The sequence below is a fragment of the Ruegeria sp. CL5 genome, from assembly GCF_056536485.1.
This window is the reverse complement of record NZ_JBQFPS010000010.1, coordinates 95,349-110,874: the sequence shown is the minus strand read 5'-3', so window position 1 is coordinate 110,874 and position 15,526 is coordinate 95,349. Positions and strand designations below refer to the sequence as shown.

At 57.3% G+C, this 15,526-nt stretch carries 14 protein-coding genes; 6 read left to right on the top strand and 8 right to left on the bottom strand.

Going from position 1 to position 15,526, the window contains the following annotated elements:
- Window positions 1–19: 19 nt before the first annotated feature.
- The 3 genes from ACR0IU_RS16690 to hslO are packed head-to-tail and all read right to left on the bottom strand — an operon-like array spanning window position 20 to window position 2,746.
- Complete coding sequence (locus ACR0IU_RS16690) at window positions 20–1,174, bottom strand: CCA tRNA nucleotidyltransferase (RefSeq protein ID WP_480717039.1); 1,155 nt, start codon at window positions 1,172–1,174, stop codon at window positions 20–22.
- A complete protein-coding gene (locus tag ACR0IU_RS16685) occupies window positions 1,171–1,770 on the bottom strand; it encodes a CoA pyrophosphatase (protein ID WP_480717038.1) in 600 nt (199 codons plus the stop codon). Before ACR0IU_RS16685 ends, ACR0IU_RS16690 begins: the two co-directional genes overlap by 4 nt.
- Window positions 1,760–2,746: an Hsp33 family molecular chaperone HslO gene (gene hslO, locus ACR0IU_RS16680; protein WP_170591104.1), complete on the bottom strand. Its 987-nt coding sequence runs from the start codon at window positions 2,744–2,746 to the stop codon at window positions 1,760–1,762. Before hslO ends, ACR0IU_RS16685 begins: the two co-directional genes overlap by 11 nt.
- Before the next feature lie 76 nt (window positions 2,747–2,822).
- Here hslO and ACR0IU_RS16675 point away from each other — a divergent pair, with 76 nt between their 5' ends.
- The gene (locus ACR0IU_RS16675) at window positions 2,823–3,266 is read left to right on the top strand and encodes an NUDIX hydrolase (protein ID WP_480717037.1); all 444 of its coding nucleotides are present in this window, start codon (window positions 2,823–2,825) and stop codon (window positions 3,264–3,266) included.
- Here ACR0IU_RS16675 and ACR0IU_RS16670 read toward each other — a convergent pair.
- Complete coding sequence (locus ACR0IU_RS16670) at window positions 3,263–4,537, bottom strand: PP2C family protein-serine/threonine phosphatase (protein ID WP_480717081.1); 1,275 nt, start codon at window positions 4,535–4,537, stop codon at window positions 3,263–3,265. The genes ACR0IU_RS16675 and ACR0IU_RS16670 overlap by 4 nt on opposite strands.
- A 121-nt stretch (window positions 4,538–4,658) precedes the next feature.
- On the opposite strand from ACR0IU_RS16670, the gene ACR0IU_RS16665 reads away from it, so the two are divergent.
- Complete coding sequence (locus ACR0IU_RS16665) at window positions 4,659–5,009, top strand: Hpt domain-containing protein (protein WP_480717036.1); 351 nt, start codon at window positions 4,659–4,661, stop codon at window positions 5,007–5,009.
- Here ACR0IU_RS16665 and ilvA read toward each other — a convergent pair.
- Both ilvA and ACR0IU_RS16655 read right to left on the bottom strand, forming a co-directional pair.
- Window positions 5,006–6,232 carry a threonine ammonia-lyase IlvA gene (gene ilvA / locus ACR0IU_RS16660; RefSeq protein ID WP_480717035.1) on the bottom strand — a complete coding sequence of 409 codons (1,227 nt, stop codon included), beginning with the start codon at window positions 6,230–6,232 and terminating at the stop codon, window positions 5,006–5,008. The genes ACR0IU_RS16665 and ilvA overlap by 4 nt on opposite strands.
- A 57-nt stretch (window positions 6,233–6,289) precedes the next feature.
- The gene (locus ACR0IU_RS16655; RefSeq protein ID WP_480456974.1) at window positions 6,290–7,057 is read right to left on the bottom strand and encodes a hypothetical protein; all 768 of its coding nucleotides are present in this window, start codon (window positions 7,055–7,057) and stop codon (window positions 6,290–6,292) included.
- 140 nt (window positions 7,058–7,197) lie between these two features.
- Here ACR0IU_RS16655 and ACR0IU_RS16650 point away from each other — a divergent pair, with 140 nt between their 5' ends.
- From ACR0IU_RS16650 to msrA, 3 genes are all read left to right on the top strand, one after another.
- Window positions 7,198–8,424, top strand: coding sequence for an argininosuccinate synthase (locus ACR0IU_RS16650; RefSeq protein WP_480717034.1), 1,227 nt, complete (start codon window positions 7,198–7,200; stop codon window positions 8,422–8,424).
- 135 nt (window positions 8,425–8,559) lie between these two features.
- Window positions 8,560–8,841, top strand: coding sequence for an SCP2 sterol-binding domain-containing protein (locus ACR0IU_RS16645; RefSeq protein WP_480717080.1), 282 nt, complete (start codon window positions 8,560–8,562; stop codon window positions 8,839–8,841).
- Between the two features lie 91 nt (window positions 8,842–8,932).
- Window positions 8,933–9,604 carry a peptide-methionine (S)-S-oxide reductase MsrA gene (msrA, locus tag ACR0IU_RS16640; protein ID WP_480717033.1) on the top strand — a complete coding sequence of 224 codons (672 nt, stop codon included), beginning with the start codon at window positions 8,933–8,935 and terminating at the stop codon, window positions 9,602–9,604.
- Here msrA and ACR0IU_RS16635 read toward each other — a convergent pair.
- Both ACR0IU_RS16635 and ACR0IU_RS16630 read right to left on the bottom strand, forming a co-directional pair.
- Window positions 9,601–10,473, bottom strand: a complete 873-nt coding sequence (locus tag ACR0IU_RS16635) for a ribokinase (RefSeq protein ID WP_480717032.1) — start codon at window positions 10,471–10,473, stop codon at window positions 9,601–9,603. The genes msrA and ACR0IU_RS16635 overlap by 4 nt on opposite strands.
- 3 nt (window positions 10,474–10,476) lie before the next feature.
- Window positions 10,477–12,732: an NADP-dependent malic enzyme gene (locus tag ACR0IU_RS16630; RefSeq protein ID WP_480717031.1), complete on the bottom strand. Its 2,256-nt coding sequence runs from the start codon at window positions 12,730–12,732 to the stop codon at window positions 10,477–10,479.
- 160 nt (window positions 12,733–12,892) lie between these two features.
- Here ACR0IU_RS16630 and mutS point away from each other — a divergent pair, with 160 nt between their 5' ends.
- Window positions 12,893–15,508 (top strand): DNA mismatch repair protein MutS, encoded by a 2,616-nt coding sequence (gene mutS / locus ACR0IU_RS16625; protein WP_480717079.1) that lies wholly within the window; start codon window positions 12,893–12,895, stop codon window positions 15,506–15,508.
- The last annotated feature ends 18 nt before the right edge of the window (window positions 15,509–15,526 follow it).

The following is a 15,526-nucleotide window of genomic DNA, read 5'->3' as shown; positions in this document are numbered from 1 at the left end:
CCCCTTTTGAGACTTCATTTTATTCCGCCAGCAATTCTTCGCGGCTGAGCGTAAAATCCGACGCGATCCACCGCGCCTCAAGCTCGGCCAGTTTTTTGCCCAGCGCGGGACCCGAGAAGGCTGGGATCAAATCCGACGCCTTAATCGGGAAACTGGCTGCGGCCCCATGTTGCAATGCTTGGCTCAGGTCTTCTGACCAAGGTTGTTCAAGAAATGCGTGGCGTAAAAGCGTTTCGTGCAAACCGCCTTCCGAGCCATAGCGATAACCCAGTTCCGCCACGCTGGTCGTCGCCATCGCTTCGTCGCGAATCCGGGTCAGGCGCTGCAATTGCGTCCGGCTGAGGCGCAGGGTTTTGGCCACTTCAGGCGGCGCGATCGCGGCCAACCGACGAATCGCTTCGGGCGCGGCTAACGCGTCTTGTTCCAGCTGGATCAGAATTGCCAGCGCCCGGTCGTCCGCGCCGGGCAAAAGCTGCGTCAGAACACCGGTGCTGCGCATGGCGGCAACCGACGGCGCGGGATCGGGCGCAGCGAGAAGTTTCAGCATCTCGGCCCCGACCCTTTCACGCGAAAGTGTCTCTAACCCGCCAAGATTCGTGGAAATCGCATCCAGCGCATCGGGGTCGAAGCCCTGGTCTGCATCACCATACCAAGCGTGAAAGCGGAAGTATCTGAGCGATCGCAGGTAGTCTTCGCGGATGCGATCACTGGCCTCCCCGATGAACCGCACGCGACGCGCCTGTAGATCCGGCAAACCGTTCAGCGGATCAAGGATCGTGCCGTCGGGTTTGGCGTAAAGCGCGTTCATGGTGAAATCACGACGCGCGGCGTCTTCTTCGACCTTGTCGGAAAAGGCCACAACCGCACGTCGGCCATCCGTTTCGACATCACGGCGGAACGTCGTGACCTCATGCGGAATTCCCTTGCTGACGACGGTTACCGTTCCGTGTTCGATCCCCGTCGGGATCGGCTTCAACCCAGCTTTCTGCGCCAGTTCCACAACCCGTTCCGGCCTTGCATCTGTGGCAACGTCAATATCCGAGACCGGAGCCTGCAGCAGAGCATTGCGCACACAACCACCGACGAAAAGCGCCTGAACCCCGCCGTTAGTCAGTGCGGCGCACACATCTTGCGTAGCTTGTTCGGTTAACCAGTCTTCCGTGATCCGCTTCATTCACTCATCCGCGCTGCCAGTCCCCGCAGCATCCTCGCCGTCGCACCCCAGATGTAATAGGGGCCATAGGGCACGGCATAGTAATAACGTCTTTGACCACGCCAACGGCGCGACTCGACGACATAATTCTCCGGGTTCAGGACATGCGCAAGCGGAACCGAGAAGACCTCATCAACTTCACCGGGTTCGGCGACGGTCTTGAAGCAGGTTTCAAGGATCGCAACAACGGGCGTGACCGAAAAGGACGTCACGGTTTCATGGGTCGGCAGATGGCCCAAAATGCGCGGCAATTCGGGTGGAAGGCCGATTTCTTCCCGCGCTTCACGTAGGGCGGTGGCGGTGACATCCGCGTCACCTTCATCCTGCTTTCCACCCGGAAAGGCAATCTGGCCCGGGTGGTGTTTCAAGGCCGAAGAACGCTTGGTCAGGATCAACTGCGGTGCATCGCCGAATATGGAAACAGGCACTAACACACCCGCAGGGCGCAATTTGCGCCCCGCAGGCAGCACGGTTTCCGGGTTCAGATCAAAGTCACTGGAGCCCGCGCCATCGCGGCCAAGCGCCGCCGTCAGGCCTGTGATCAGATCACGCGCCATCCGGGCCTTCGGCTTCGAACCCGACGGTCGTTGGGTCCAGCACGTAATGCGCACCGCAGAATTGACAATCTGCTGTGACGGTGCCTTCGTCCGTGGTCATTGTCGCAATATCCTGCGCCGAATAGATGGACAGGCTTTGGCGCACGCGATCTTCGGAACAGGTGCAGCCGAATTTTACCTGCTGCGCATCATAGACGCGAGGCTGTTCCTCGTGAAACAGACGCACCAGAAGGTCGGTTGGCGCAACTGAAGGCCCGATCATCTCCAGATCATCCACGGTGTCGAGCAGGATGTTAACGCGATCCCAATTCTCGCCCTCTTCACCATCCACCAGATCCGAGGCGGTCAGAATCTCTCCGCTGCCTTCCCCGGATGCGGCAAAGGGCGAGGCCTTGGGCATGTGCTGCAACATGATCCCGCCCGCGCGCCAGTGTTCGCCGACGCCGGGCTCGGTCGATTTGCCGAAGCTCAGCGAAAACCGGGTCGGCAGCTGTTCGGACTGGGCAAAGTAAGCCTCGGCACAGGCGCTGAGCGATCCTCCGGCCAATGGCGTGATGCCTTGGTAAGGCTGCGTGCCTTCGCCCTGATCGATCATGATGGCGAAATAGCCCTCACCCACCTGATCGAACGGCGCGGCGTCAGTCAGCCGGTCGCGGTCAAAGCTGGCATAGGCACGGATTTGCGCGGGCTCACCTTCGACCTGCGGCGCGTAGTAATCGGTCGCGATCATCCGCACGGCGCCCTTGGACTGCACCTGCAAGGACAACTTCCAGCGCAGCGATACCGTCTGCCCGATCAATGCGGTCAGCAGGGCCATCTCGGCCACCAGCGCCTCGACCACTTCGGGGTAGGCGTGCTGTTTCAGGATGCCGCCCAGGACGCCGTCCAGCCGGGCCACGCGGCCGCGCATGTCGGGTATATCGAGTTGAAAGGGCAGGACCGTGTCGTCCCACGCGATTTTGGTTCCAATAGACATGGGGTTTCCTTAAGCGCCACAGGTTGGCATACCGCCACCATATAGGTTGAACAGTTTTGGTTGAAAGGGGCCTTACATGATCAGACGGTTCGGTGAAAGCCCCGAGGCAGGTCGTAAATACACCCGGCGCGTCGGCGTTTATGCTCTGCTGCCTCAGGGCAACCGCTTGTTGCTGACTTGTCAGCTGGAACCCGGCCCCGATCTTCAGCTGCCGGGCGGCGGCATCGATCCGGGGGAATCACCCATTACGGCGCTTCACCGTGAGGTTTACGAAGAAACCGGTTGGCTGATCGCCGCGCCACGGCGTGTGGGTGCGTTTCGTCGATACACCTACATGCCGGAATACGACCTGTGGGCCGAGAAGGTCTGTCTGATCTACCGCGCCCAGCCAGTCCGACGCCTGGGCCCTCCGACCGAAGACATTCACGAGGCCATTTGGATGGAGACCGCAGATGCCGTGCATCTGTTGGGCAACGAGGGCGACGCCCATTTCGCCCAACGCCACCAGCATGGGCTTTAAGGTCCGTAATACTCAAAAAACACGGCAGAGACGTCATCGGTCACGCCGCTGTCTGGCGACATCACCTGACTGAGTCGCCAGAACATATCCTCGAGGAATTCCGGCCCTCCGTTATCTTCAGCGCACTCGACAGCCATTGACCTAAGACCGTCTTCGTCCAGCAAACTGCGATCGGCGAGCTGACATTCTGTAAACCCGTCCGAGTACAACAGCAGCTTGTCGCCCGGCTGCATATAGGTTTCGGTTTGCTGAAACTGTGCTTCCGGCAGCAGACCAATTGGCAACCCACCTTCGCCCAAAAACTCAGTTTTGCCATCATGGCGCATCAGCAGCGGATGCGGGTGACCTGCCTGCACCATTTTCAGATGTCCGTTGCGAAGATCAACAATGGCATAAACCATTGTAAAATACTCTTCGATCCCGGTGTCGGCGATCAGACGGGAGTTGAGCAGAGACGCGACCTTTTCGGGCGGTAGCAAGGCGTAGAATTTGCTGAACCGACGTTCCATCGCGATGTTCTGGTCGAAATGCGTACTCGACAGATACCCGCCCAGACGAGCCGTCATCATCGCGGAAGTGATGCCATGGCCTGAGACATCGATACTATAGAACCCCAGCCGATTAACACCGGGTGAGAACATTCCAACAAGATCGCCGCCGATATGCCCACAGGGTTTCAAAAGCAGACTAACCTGAGATTTACCGAAGGTTCCCTTCAACTCTGGCACCAGCGATTCCTGAATCTTTCGCGCCTGCATCAGATCTTTGTCGATCGCGTCGTGCGCAAGCTTGAGTTCATTCAACGCCGTTTCGATCAGTTGGTTTTTTCGCGACAATTCCCGTTGCATGTCGAGAATGCGTGCGCCCGCCGAGATGCGTGCCCGCAGCTCATCCGCCTCGAGCGGTTTGATCAGGAAATCATCCGCCCCGGCATCCAGCCCCCGCGCGACCTCCTGCTTTTCGCTTTTTGAGGTCAGAAGTATGAAATAGCTATATTGCTCGCTATCCAGGTTTCGGAACGCGCTGCAGAACTCTAGCCCGCCCATACCCGGCATGACCCAGTCGCTGAGAACCAGATCGGGTGTATCGATTGCGCAATGCTCAATCGCAGCCTCGCCGCTATCGGCCTCAAGAACTTCGAACCCCCACTTCTTCAGCGAGGCCACCAGAATGCGCCGCTGCAGTCGGCTATCGTCTACAACAAGAACCTTACGGATCGCGCCAAAATCCAGCTCGACCCGGGTCTCAACATGACTGGCATCCGGCACCATGAAGTCCCTGTATTTGCTCAACTCTCCAGTTATCGCAACGCTAAAGGCGTCAGCTTAACATCCGATGAAAGATCGAGCAGCCAAAGTTTAACTCCACATTTACCCGCAGCAGGATACCAATATGCAACCGCAAGAGGGTGGCATGATTCAGTGGTCCAGAGTCAGACAGTTACGTGATGAGGTCGGCGCAGAAGAGTTCGATGAGGTTGTCGATATCTTTCTGGACGAGGTTCAGGAGGTCATCAAGAAGCTGCGCGATGATACGGCCCGGATTGAGATCGAGCAGAACCTGCATTTCCTGAAAGGCAGCGCGTTAAGTCTTGGGTTCGACAGCTTCTCGAAGCTATGTCAGGACGGCGAGCGCCTGGCCGCTGCGGGCGACGGCGCTGCAGTCGATCTGGGTGAAATCTGTGCGGCTTATGACGCATCGAAAGCCTTGTTTCAGGCGGGTCTCGCCGAAAACCTGCTCTAAATTACAAACTGCGCCAGGGTCTCGTCCTCGGTGATATCTGTATACGTGAACCCTGCGTCATCCAGATGCGCGAACAGACGCATAAAGTTCTCGGGTTTGCGGGTCTCTATTCCGATCAGAACAGAACCAAAGTTGCGCGCCGATTTTTTCATGTATTCAAATCGTGCAATATCGTCCTCTGGGCCAAGGATACCCAAGAACTCTTTTAACGCACCTGGGCGCTGCGGTAGTCGTAGGATGAAGTATTTCTTCACGCCTGAATAGCGCTGCGCGCGCTCTTTCACTTCAGGCAGGCGCTCGAAATCAAAATTACCTCCAGAAGTCACGCAGACCACTGTCTTGCCACGGATAAAGCTCTGGACATCGGCAACCGCCTCAATCGCCAAGGCACCAGCTGGCTCCAAAACGATGCCTTCGACATTCAGCATCTCGATCATGGTGGTACAAATCCGATCCTCGGACAGGACCAAAACATCTGACAGGTGACGATCCTTCAGCAGCTCAAAGGGTTTCGCACCAATTTTTCCGACCGCCGCGCCGTCGACAAAATTGTCCACGTGGTCCAACGCCACCGGATGACCCGCTGCCATTGCCGCATGCAAGCACGCACCGCCTTTTGGCTCCACAAATAAACAATGCGTCCGGCCCCCAAACCACGTCGCGACCCCCGAAGACATTCCGCCACCGCCAACAGGCAGGATCACGTGATCAGGCACGCCGCTCAATTGCGCTTCGATCTCTACCGCCAGAGAGGCCTGTCCCTCGATCACATCAGCATCGTCGAACGGAGACAAGAAATGCCCACCCTGCTCTGCACACCAGGATTGAGCGGCGGACAGAGTATCGTCGAAATAGTCACCGGTCAGATGTATCTCGATATTGTCACCACCAAAGATACGGGTTTTCTGTATCTTCTGCTGCGGCGTTGTCACCGGCATGAAGATCACGCCCTTCACGCCCAGATGCTTGCACATATAGGCCACGCCCTGCGCGTGATTGCCTGCGCTGGCACAAACGAATAGCTCCTGCCCCTGCTGCTTGCGCATCGCATTGAATGCGCCGCGGATCTTGTAGGACCGCACCGGGCTGAGGTCTTCGCGCTTGAGCCAGATATCCGCGCCATAACGGTCGGACAGATGGGCATTCCGCTGTAGAGGCGTTGCTGGAAAAACAGAGCGCATCGCCTGTTCGGCAGCACGGGCACGGGTCATGAAATTGGTCATGTCGATTTCCCTGCCCGATCACCGCTGAAAGGGCAAGGAATACATATGTGTACGGGCTCAGGACAACTCGCGTTTCTCGATGAACACACCATAGATCGTCGTCAGGATGCTAACATTGATCAATGGGACGATCAGCATGCTCGCAAACAAGACAATGAAGATACCGATGATCGGGACGAACAGCAGCAGTGACGCTAGTAGCTGAAGCAACAATTGGAAGAGGATGGACAAGACGACCAGAAGTGCGATTGCTCCGCTTGCGCCAGAGGTCGCCTGCCAAGCCTCAGACAGCTTTAGGGGTTTTCCGATCGCTGCGGCGGGCAAAATCGGGGAGGCCCGATAGAATCCGATGGTGAGAAAGATAATCAAACCCAGCCAAACCAGAATTCCCAGCACTGCAGAGGCTTGCGCCATCATACTCATGATCAACGTCCCCGGTATCATGATGATAATAGCGATTAGGCCGAGCATCAGGAGACGCCCGAAATAGGCGAGCACACGGTCGAACCTGAAAGGCGGAACCAAACCGCTTGGATATTCCTCAAGAAGAACAAAGCGGTGCCACGACACGACAATCCAAAGCATGACCCCAAAGATAACGGCCATAAAGCAAAGCAGAAATCCGGTGAAGGATGCCGCCGTTACACCGTCAGGGAAGCCAGTGGTTTCACTGTTAAATTCTTCAAACGGGATGCCGAACAGAAAGAACAAGCCAATGGCTAAGAAGCCGCCAATCAACGCTGGTACCACAGAAATCTGCAATGCCTGTGTCAGATTCCTAAGAACCATTCTCACCGAATGCACGAATATCTCTAATCCCAGCATAAAAAACCGCCCTCTCAACTATTCCTTGTTCTCTAACGGACCGTTTCACCTCAATTCCCGCCCTGCGTCAATCCACACAGCTTGCCCCCGCGTCCAAAACCCGCTAGGGGCCAGTCGTTCTACGCATAAAGGGAAGTCAGATGTCCGCGCCCAAGAAAGTTGTTCTGGCCTATTCCGGTGGCCTTGATACCTCGATCATTCTGAAATGGCTGCAGACCGAGTATGGCTGTGAGGTCGTGACCTTTACCGCCGATCTGGGTCAGGGCGAGGAGCTTGAGCCTGCCCGCAAAAAGGCCGAGCTGCTGGGGATCAAGCCCGAGAACATCTATATCGAGGACATCCGAGAAGAGTTCGTGCGCGACTTCGTCTTCCCCATGTTCCGCGCCAACGCGGTTTATGAAGGTTTATACCTGCTGGGTACGTCCATCGCGCGACCTCTGATCTCGAAACGTCTGGTTGAGATTGCTGAGGCGACCGGTGCTGATGCCGTCGCCCATGGCGCGACCGGCAAGGGCAACGATCAGGTGCGGTTCGAACTGGCGGCTTACGCGCTGAACCCCGACATCAAGGTTATTGCTCCATGGCGCGAGTGGGACCTGACCAGCCGCACCCGTCTGCTGGAATTTGCCGAAGCGAACCAAATTCCGATTGCCAAGGACAAACGCGGTGAGGCACCCTTCTCGGTCGACGCCAACCTGCTGCACACCTCGTCTGAAGGCAAGGTTCTGGAAGACCCCGCCGACATGGCACCCGACTATGTCTACCAGCGCACCGTCCACCCCGAAGACGCACCGAATGAGTCCGAGTTTATCGAGATCGGCTTTGAAAAAGGTGACGCGGTCAGCATCAATGGTGAGGCGATGAGCCCCGCAACCATCCTGACCAAGCTGAACGAATATGGCGGCAAGCACGGCATTGGCCGTCTCGACCTGGTCGAAGGCCGCTTCGTGGGTATGAAATCGCGCGGTATCTACGAAACACCGGGCGGCACGATATTGCTGGAAGCGCATCGTGGCATCGAATCCATCACCATGGACAGGGGCGCGATGCACCTGAAGGACCAGCTGATGCCGCAATATGCCGAGCTGATCTATAACGGCTTCTGGTACAGCCCTGAGCGTGAGATGCTGCAGGCCGCCATCGACAAGTCGCAAGAACATGTCACCGGCACTGTGCGCGTAAAGCTGTACAAAGGTTTGGCCTCGACCGTGGGCCGCTGGTCGGATCACTCGCTCTATTCCGAAGCACACGTGACCTTTGAGGAAGACGCCGGCGCATACGATCAGAAAGACGCAGCAGGTTTCATCCAGCTGAACGCACTGCGCCTGAAACTCTTGGCGGCGCGTGATAAACGACTGAACAAGTAAGCAATCAGAATCCGAAAAACGGCCCCGGTGTCCGATAAGGCGCCGGGGTTTTTCTTTGCGCGGTTCCCGTCAGGTCAGGCTTGCGCGGATCAGGTGTTTTTCTTTACGCACACGTCAGCCAAAGAAGGACGGATCATGCTGCAAGACATCGCCGACGGAATTCAGAAAGGTCTGAATGGCAAGGGCTTTGACGGATCACTGAAATTCGATTGCGGCGAGGATGGCGTGATTGTTCTGGCCGACAACACTGCCTCAACCAAAGATCGCGAGACCGATTGCACCATCCGTATCTCGCCCGAAAACCTGACCAAACTGCTGACCGGTAAGCTGAACCCGATGACCGGGTTTGCGCTGGGCAAGCTGAAGATCTCGGGCAATATGAGTGTGGCGATGAAACTGGGGCAATTGATGGGCTGATAAACTCGTCTCACCAGCGCGTGACAAATCATGTCAGCGCATTGCGCAAGCGCGATCCAGCGGGCAGCTTGGTTTCGGAAGGAGACCTGCCATGACCCGGACCACTTACCTTGATTGCCTGAAACCTTCGCTTCTGTTTGTGCTGATCCTGTTGGTCGCAATGCTGCGCGCCTTGCCAGCCCCGGCGGCGGGGACAGAAACGCTGACGGTAGCCGGGGGCTGTTTTTGGTGTGTCGAATCCGATTTCGAATCAGTGCCCGGGGTAATAGGTGCAGTTTCGGGTTATACGGGCGGTGCGACCGAGAACCCAACCTATGATCAGGTCTCAAAAGGCGGAAGCGGGCATTACGAGGCGGTGCAGATCACCTTCGATCCCGCGCGCGTTTCCCGTGAAACCTTGCTGAACATGTTCTTCCGTTCGGTCGATCCAACCGATGCGGGCGGCCAATTCTGTGATCGAGGTGAGAGCTATCGTACCGCCATTTTCGTCTCTAACACAGGGGAAAAGGCGTTGGCGCAGCAGGCCAAGACCAGCGCGCAAAACGCGTTGGGTCAAACGGTGGTCACACCGATCCTGCAGGCCGGAACGTTTTATCCGGCGGAAGCCTACCATCAGGATTACTACAAGGGCGACAAGCTGGTCCTGACCCGGTTTGGTCCCAAGCGCCAGAAAAACGCGTACAAAGCTTATCGCAAAGCCTGCGGTCGCGATGCGCGCGTCAAGCAATTGTGGGGAAGCGAAGCGCCCTTTGCCGGATCTTAATCGAACTGCGCCTCGTGCACTTCTTTCAGGTCAGGAATAACATCAGCTGTTCCGTGCCGCGTGACCATCAGGGCCGCGGCACGGTTTGCTTGTGCAATTGCCTGCTCCATTGGCATGCCCCGATCCATGCCCGCCAGCACATAGCCGGTAAAAGTGTCACCAGCACCCGTGGTATCCACGGCGTTGACCTTATGCGCCCGAAACGCTTGTGGTTTATGACCCCGCTGATAATACCGCGCACCTTTTGAGCCAAAGGTGACGATAACATGCTCGACCTGCAGGTCTGACGGGGCCAGGCCCGTTGCATCCTGCAATTGCTCAGCTTCGACTTCGTTGAGGATCAAAAAGTCCAGATACGGCAGAACCGCCTGTACCGCCTCGGCTTGAAATGGAGCGGCCGCATAGCACACGGTCAGCCCCAGTTCGCAACCCAGTTTGGCGGCCTCAATTTGAGCATTGGTTTCGTTCTGCATTACCAGCAGGTCACCCGAAACGGCCGAGGACAACGCCTGTCCTAGTTGGTCATTCGAAATAGCATGGTTGGCACCCTGAAACAGCACAATCAGGTTTTCGCCCTGCGCGTCCACCGCGATGATCGCGTGACCCGTGGGTACATCCACCTCAGCAATATGCCGCGTGTCCACGCCATATTCGGTCAGCCTGTCCCGCGCCCAAAGGCCATCTGACCCGACCGCGCCGATATGCGAAACCCGTGACCCTGCACGGGCCGCAGCCACCGACATGTTGGCGCCCTTGCCGCCCAGAAACCTTTGCAACCCGCTGGCCGCCAGTGTCTCACCCGCTGCGGGCAAATGCGGCAGGGCATAGACCATATCCGCGTTGATAGAGCCTAGGTTCCATATCGTCATGATTTACCCAATATCGCAGGAGGCCAGAATGGCCATGTTCAGAATGTCATTCGCGGTCGAAACCGTCGAACAGATCTGGATCGGCTTATCAACGCCGGACAGGATCGGACCGATTACGGTGGCTCCACCCATTTCCTGCATCAGCTTGGTCGAGATCGAAGCCGAGTGTCGTGCGGGAACAATCAGGATATTGGCTGGTCCGGTCAGGCGTTGGAACGGGTAAGCTTCCTGCTGATCCACATTCAGGGCCACATCAACCGTCATCTCCCCTTCGTACTCGAAATCGACGCCGCGCTCGTCCAGCACTACCGGAGCACGGTGCATCTTCTCAGCACGTTCAGACACCGGGTAACCGAAGGTCGAGAAACTGACAAAGGCCGCCCGGGGCTCAAGCCCCATATGGCGCGCCACCGCAGCAGCGCGTTCGGCGATATTGGCCAGATCATTCTCATCCGGCCACTCATGCACCAACGTGTCGCCAATCAGGACGATCCGCCCCTTGTGCAGCAAGGCGGTAACCCCCGCCGCGCCATGGGCGGCATCGGCGTCAAACACATGGTTGATGCGGTCCAGAACATGCGCCGACTTGCGCGTTGCCCCGGTCACCAGACCATCCGCATGACCATGCGCCAGCATTAGAGACGAAAACACATGCCGATCCCGTGCCGCGAGGCGGTGAATATCTTTGTGATCAAAGCCCTTACGCTGCAGGCGCTGATACAGAAAATTCTTATAGGTCTCCAGATGCGTGGTATTGGCGGCGTTCACCACATCAATCTCACGCACCGCATCCCCAAGACCTGCGGCTTCAAGCTTTTCCTTCACGTCGTCTGGCCGGCCCACGACCAGCGCCTTGCCGAAGCCAGAACGCTGATACATGACCGCAGCACGCAAGACGCGCGGATCGTCGCCCTCGGCAAAGATCATCCGGCTTTGCGCCTGACGCGCACGCGCGTTCAGGCCACGCAGAATGCTGGCCGTCGGGTCCATGCGGGATTTCAGGCTCAGCTCATAGGCATCCATATCGATGATCGGACGACGGGCTGCGCCGGTATCCATACCGGCCTTCGCAACCGCAGGCGGGATACGGTGAATCAGGCGCGGATCAAACGGCGTTGGGATGATATAGTCGCGCCCGAAGGTCAGCGATTTGCCATAGGCCATAGCGACCTCATCCGGAACATCTTCACGCGCCAGTCGGGCCAGCGCATGGGCACAAGCGATTTTCATTTCGTCATTGATGGCGCGCGCGTGGATATCCAGCGCGCCCCTGAAGAGATACGGGAAGCCCAGAACGTTATTCACCTGGTTCGGATAATCGCTACGGCCCGTCGCGACGATCGCATCAACGCGGACCTCGTGCGCCTCTTCCGGTGTGATTTCGGGATCGGGGTTCGCCATCGCAAAGATGACCGGATTGTCGGCCATGCTGGCCACCATATCCTGCGTCACAGCCCCTTTGACCGACACGCCAAGGAACACATCCGCACCCTTCATAGCATCTTCCAGAGTGCGCAGATCGGTCGAGATCGCGTGGGCTGATTTCCACTGGTTCATGCCCTCGGTCCGGCCCTGATAGATCACGCCCTTGGTATCGCAGACAATGCAGTTCTCATGCCGCGCGCCCATTGCCTTAAGCAGTTCGATACAGGCGATCCCAGCAGCACCCGCCCCGTTCAGTACAATTTTCACATCTTCAATCTTTTTGCCTGAGATGTGCAGTGCGTTCAGCAAGCCCGCAGCACAGATCACCGCTGTTCCGTGCTGGTCATCGTGGAAGACTGGGATATCCATTTCTTCCTTCAGGCGCTGTTCGATGATGAAACACTCGGGCGCCTTGATGTCTTCCAGATTTATCCCGCCAAATGTCGGACCCATCAGACGCACCGCACGGCAGAACTCATCCGGGTCTTCGGTATCCAGCTCGATATCGATCGAGTTCACATCGGCGAACCGCTTGAACAGGACCGATTTCCCCTCCATCACCGGTTTTGAGCCCAGCGCGCCAAGATTCCCAAGGCCCAGAACGGCGGTGCCATTCGAGATCACAGCAACCAAATTACCCTTGTTTGTATAATCATAGGCGGTCTCGGGCGCTTCAGCGATGGCTTCACATGGCACCGCAACGCCAGGGCTGTAGGCCAGCGACAGATCGCGCTGCGTGGTCATGGGAACAGTGGCCTGCACCTCCCACTTGCCGGGGGTCGGGTCGAGGTGAAAGGCCAACGCCTCTTCTTTGGTGATCTTCGCTTTGGGCATCTTACAGGTCGTTTCCATGACTTAAGGGCTTTTGCCTCATAGCGCAGGCAGAGCCGCGCCTCAACGGGAATGAGTTTTCGGCTTTTACAGAAGATGCGGGATTTGTAAGGTCGCGCCGGAACACGCCATATGGGGGCCGCCTTTGTCCACAGTCACGCCGATGATGGCGCAATACCTTGAGATCAAAGAGGCTCATCCAGACGCCCTGTTGTTTTATCGCATGGGCGACTTCTATGAGATGTTCTTTGAAGATGCCGTCAACGCGGCCGAAGCGCTGGACATCGCGTTAACCAAGCGCGGAAAGCATAACGGAACCGATATTCCGATGTGTGGCGTGCCCGTGCATTCTGCCGAAGGGTATCTGCTGACCTTGATCCGCAAGGGCTTTCGTGTTGCGGTATGTGAGCAGATGGAAAGCCCGGCGGAGGCGAAGAAAAGAGGCTCTAAATCGGTTGTAAAGCGCGATGTTGTGCGCTTGGTAACTCCGGGAACACTGACCGAAGACGCCCTTCTGGAAGCTCGCCGCCACAACTTTCTGGCCGCCTATTCCCAGGTACGGGATGAGGCCGCGCTGGCGTGGGCTGATATTTCCACGGGTGCGTTTCATGTAATGCCATTGACCTCCGTACGCCTCAGCCCCGAATTGGCGCGGCTTGCCCCGTCCGAGTTAATCGTGGCCGACGGGACGGAACAGATGTTGCAGGAACCGGTGCGCGATCTGGGCATTTCGTTAACCCCGGTGGGACGTGCCAGTTTTGACAGCACTGCTGCTGAAAAGCGCATCTGCGGCTTGTTTCACGTCGGCGCGCTGGATGCATTCGGGAATTTTGGGCGCGCCGAGATTTCGGCTATGGGCGCGCTGATCGACTATTTGGAGATCACGCAGAAAGGAAAACTACCCCTTCTGCAAACTCCACTGAAAGAGTCCGAGGACCGGGTAGTGCAAATAGATGCGGCCACACGTCGTAATCTTGAACTGACCCGATCCTTGTCCGGTGGTCGCGCGGGCTCTTTGCTTTCGGTGGTTGATCGTACAGTTACACCAGGTGGCGCGCGATTGCTGGAACAGCGCCTATCCAGTCCTTCGCGCAATCTGGACGTCATTTATTCCCGGCTGGACGCCGTGAGTTTCGCAGCCGAAGACAGTCTAATTGCTTCAGAACTACGCGAAGCCCTACGTAAAACACCAGATCTGGACCGCGCCCTTTCTCGTCTGTCACTGGAACGCGGTGGTCCCCGTGACCTGGCTGCCCTTCGTAACGGGTTGACTCAGGCTGCTGCGATTTCCGGAATTTGCGAGGGCCAGGATCTGCCAATCCTGCTGGCAACTGCTCTGCAGAACCTCGTAGGTTTCGATGACCTACTGAACCTACTCGATGAGGCATTGATTGCTGAACCACCCCTCCTGGTGCGCGACGGTGGATTTATCGCTCCGGGTTTTGATGCCGAGCTGGACGAGGCCCGGACGCTGCGCGACGAAGGCCGTTCTGTTATTGCCGGGTTTCAGCAGAAATATGCGGAACACACTGGCATCACCTCGTTGAAGATCAAGCACAACAACGTGCTGGGCTATTTCATTGAAACCACCGCAACCCATGCCGAGAAGATGCTGAGCCTGCCATTCTCTGAGACTTATATCCACCGCCAGACCACCGCCAATCAGGTGCGATTCACAACCGTGGAACTGTCCGAGATCGAAACCCGTATCCTGAATGCAGGAAATCTGGCGTTGGAGATTGAAAAGCGGCTCTATCAAAGGCTTTCTGACGAAATTCTGGACCGTGCCGCCCGACTGAACCAGGCGGCTCGAGGTCTGGCAGAACTGGATTTGACCACTTCTTTGGCTGATCTAGCGCGTGGGGAAAGCTGGTGTCGTCCGCAGGTCGACAGCTCGCGCAGCTTTGAGGTGGACGGTGGACGTCATCCGGTTGTTGAACACGCGTTGCGCCAGCAAGGCGGCGATGCTTTCATTGCGAATGACTGCGATCTTTGCGCTGTAGATGGCGCCGCCATCTGGTTGCTGACCGGGCCGAACATGGCCGGTAAGTCGACCTTCTTGAGGCAGAACGCGCTGATTGCCTTGCTTGCTCAGATGGGCAGTTATGTCCCTGCTGAGCAAGCGCATATCGGAGTGGTCAGCCAACTCTTCAGCCGCGTCGGGGCCTCAGATGATCTTGCGCGCGGTCGATCAACTTTCATGGTCGAAATGGTTGAAACCGCAGCCATCCTCAACCAGGCCGACGACCGCGCGCTGGTCATTCTTGATGAAATCGGCCGTGGCACTGCCACCTATGACGGGCTTTCGATCGCCTGGGCCACGCTGGAACACCTGCACGCCGCCAATCAATGCCGCGCTCTCTTTGCAACGCATTACCATGAATTGACGGCTCTAGCAGGAAGTCTGGAGGGCGTAGACAACGCCACAGTAGCCGTCAAGGAATGGGAGGGAGAGGTGATCTTCCTGCACGAGGTCCATAAAGGTGCCGCCGACCGATCCTATGGTGTCCAGGTTGCTCAACTTGCTGGCCTGCCCGCCTCAGTTGTCGAACGCGCGCGTGTTGTTCTGGACCAGTTGGAAAAAACTGAGCGCGAAGGAGGCAAGCAAAAAGCCTTGATCGACGATCTGCCCTTGTTTTCAGCCGCTCCACCGCCGCCACCTCCCGCCCCCAAGGCAACACCCGTTACGGATATGCTCGACGAAATCCTGCCGGACGAATTGACCCCGCGAGAAGCCCTTGACCTGATATACAAACTAAAAGAGGCGGCCAAATCCTGACCCCCCCTTCATCTTTTC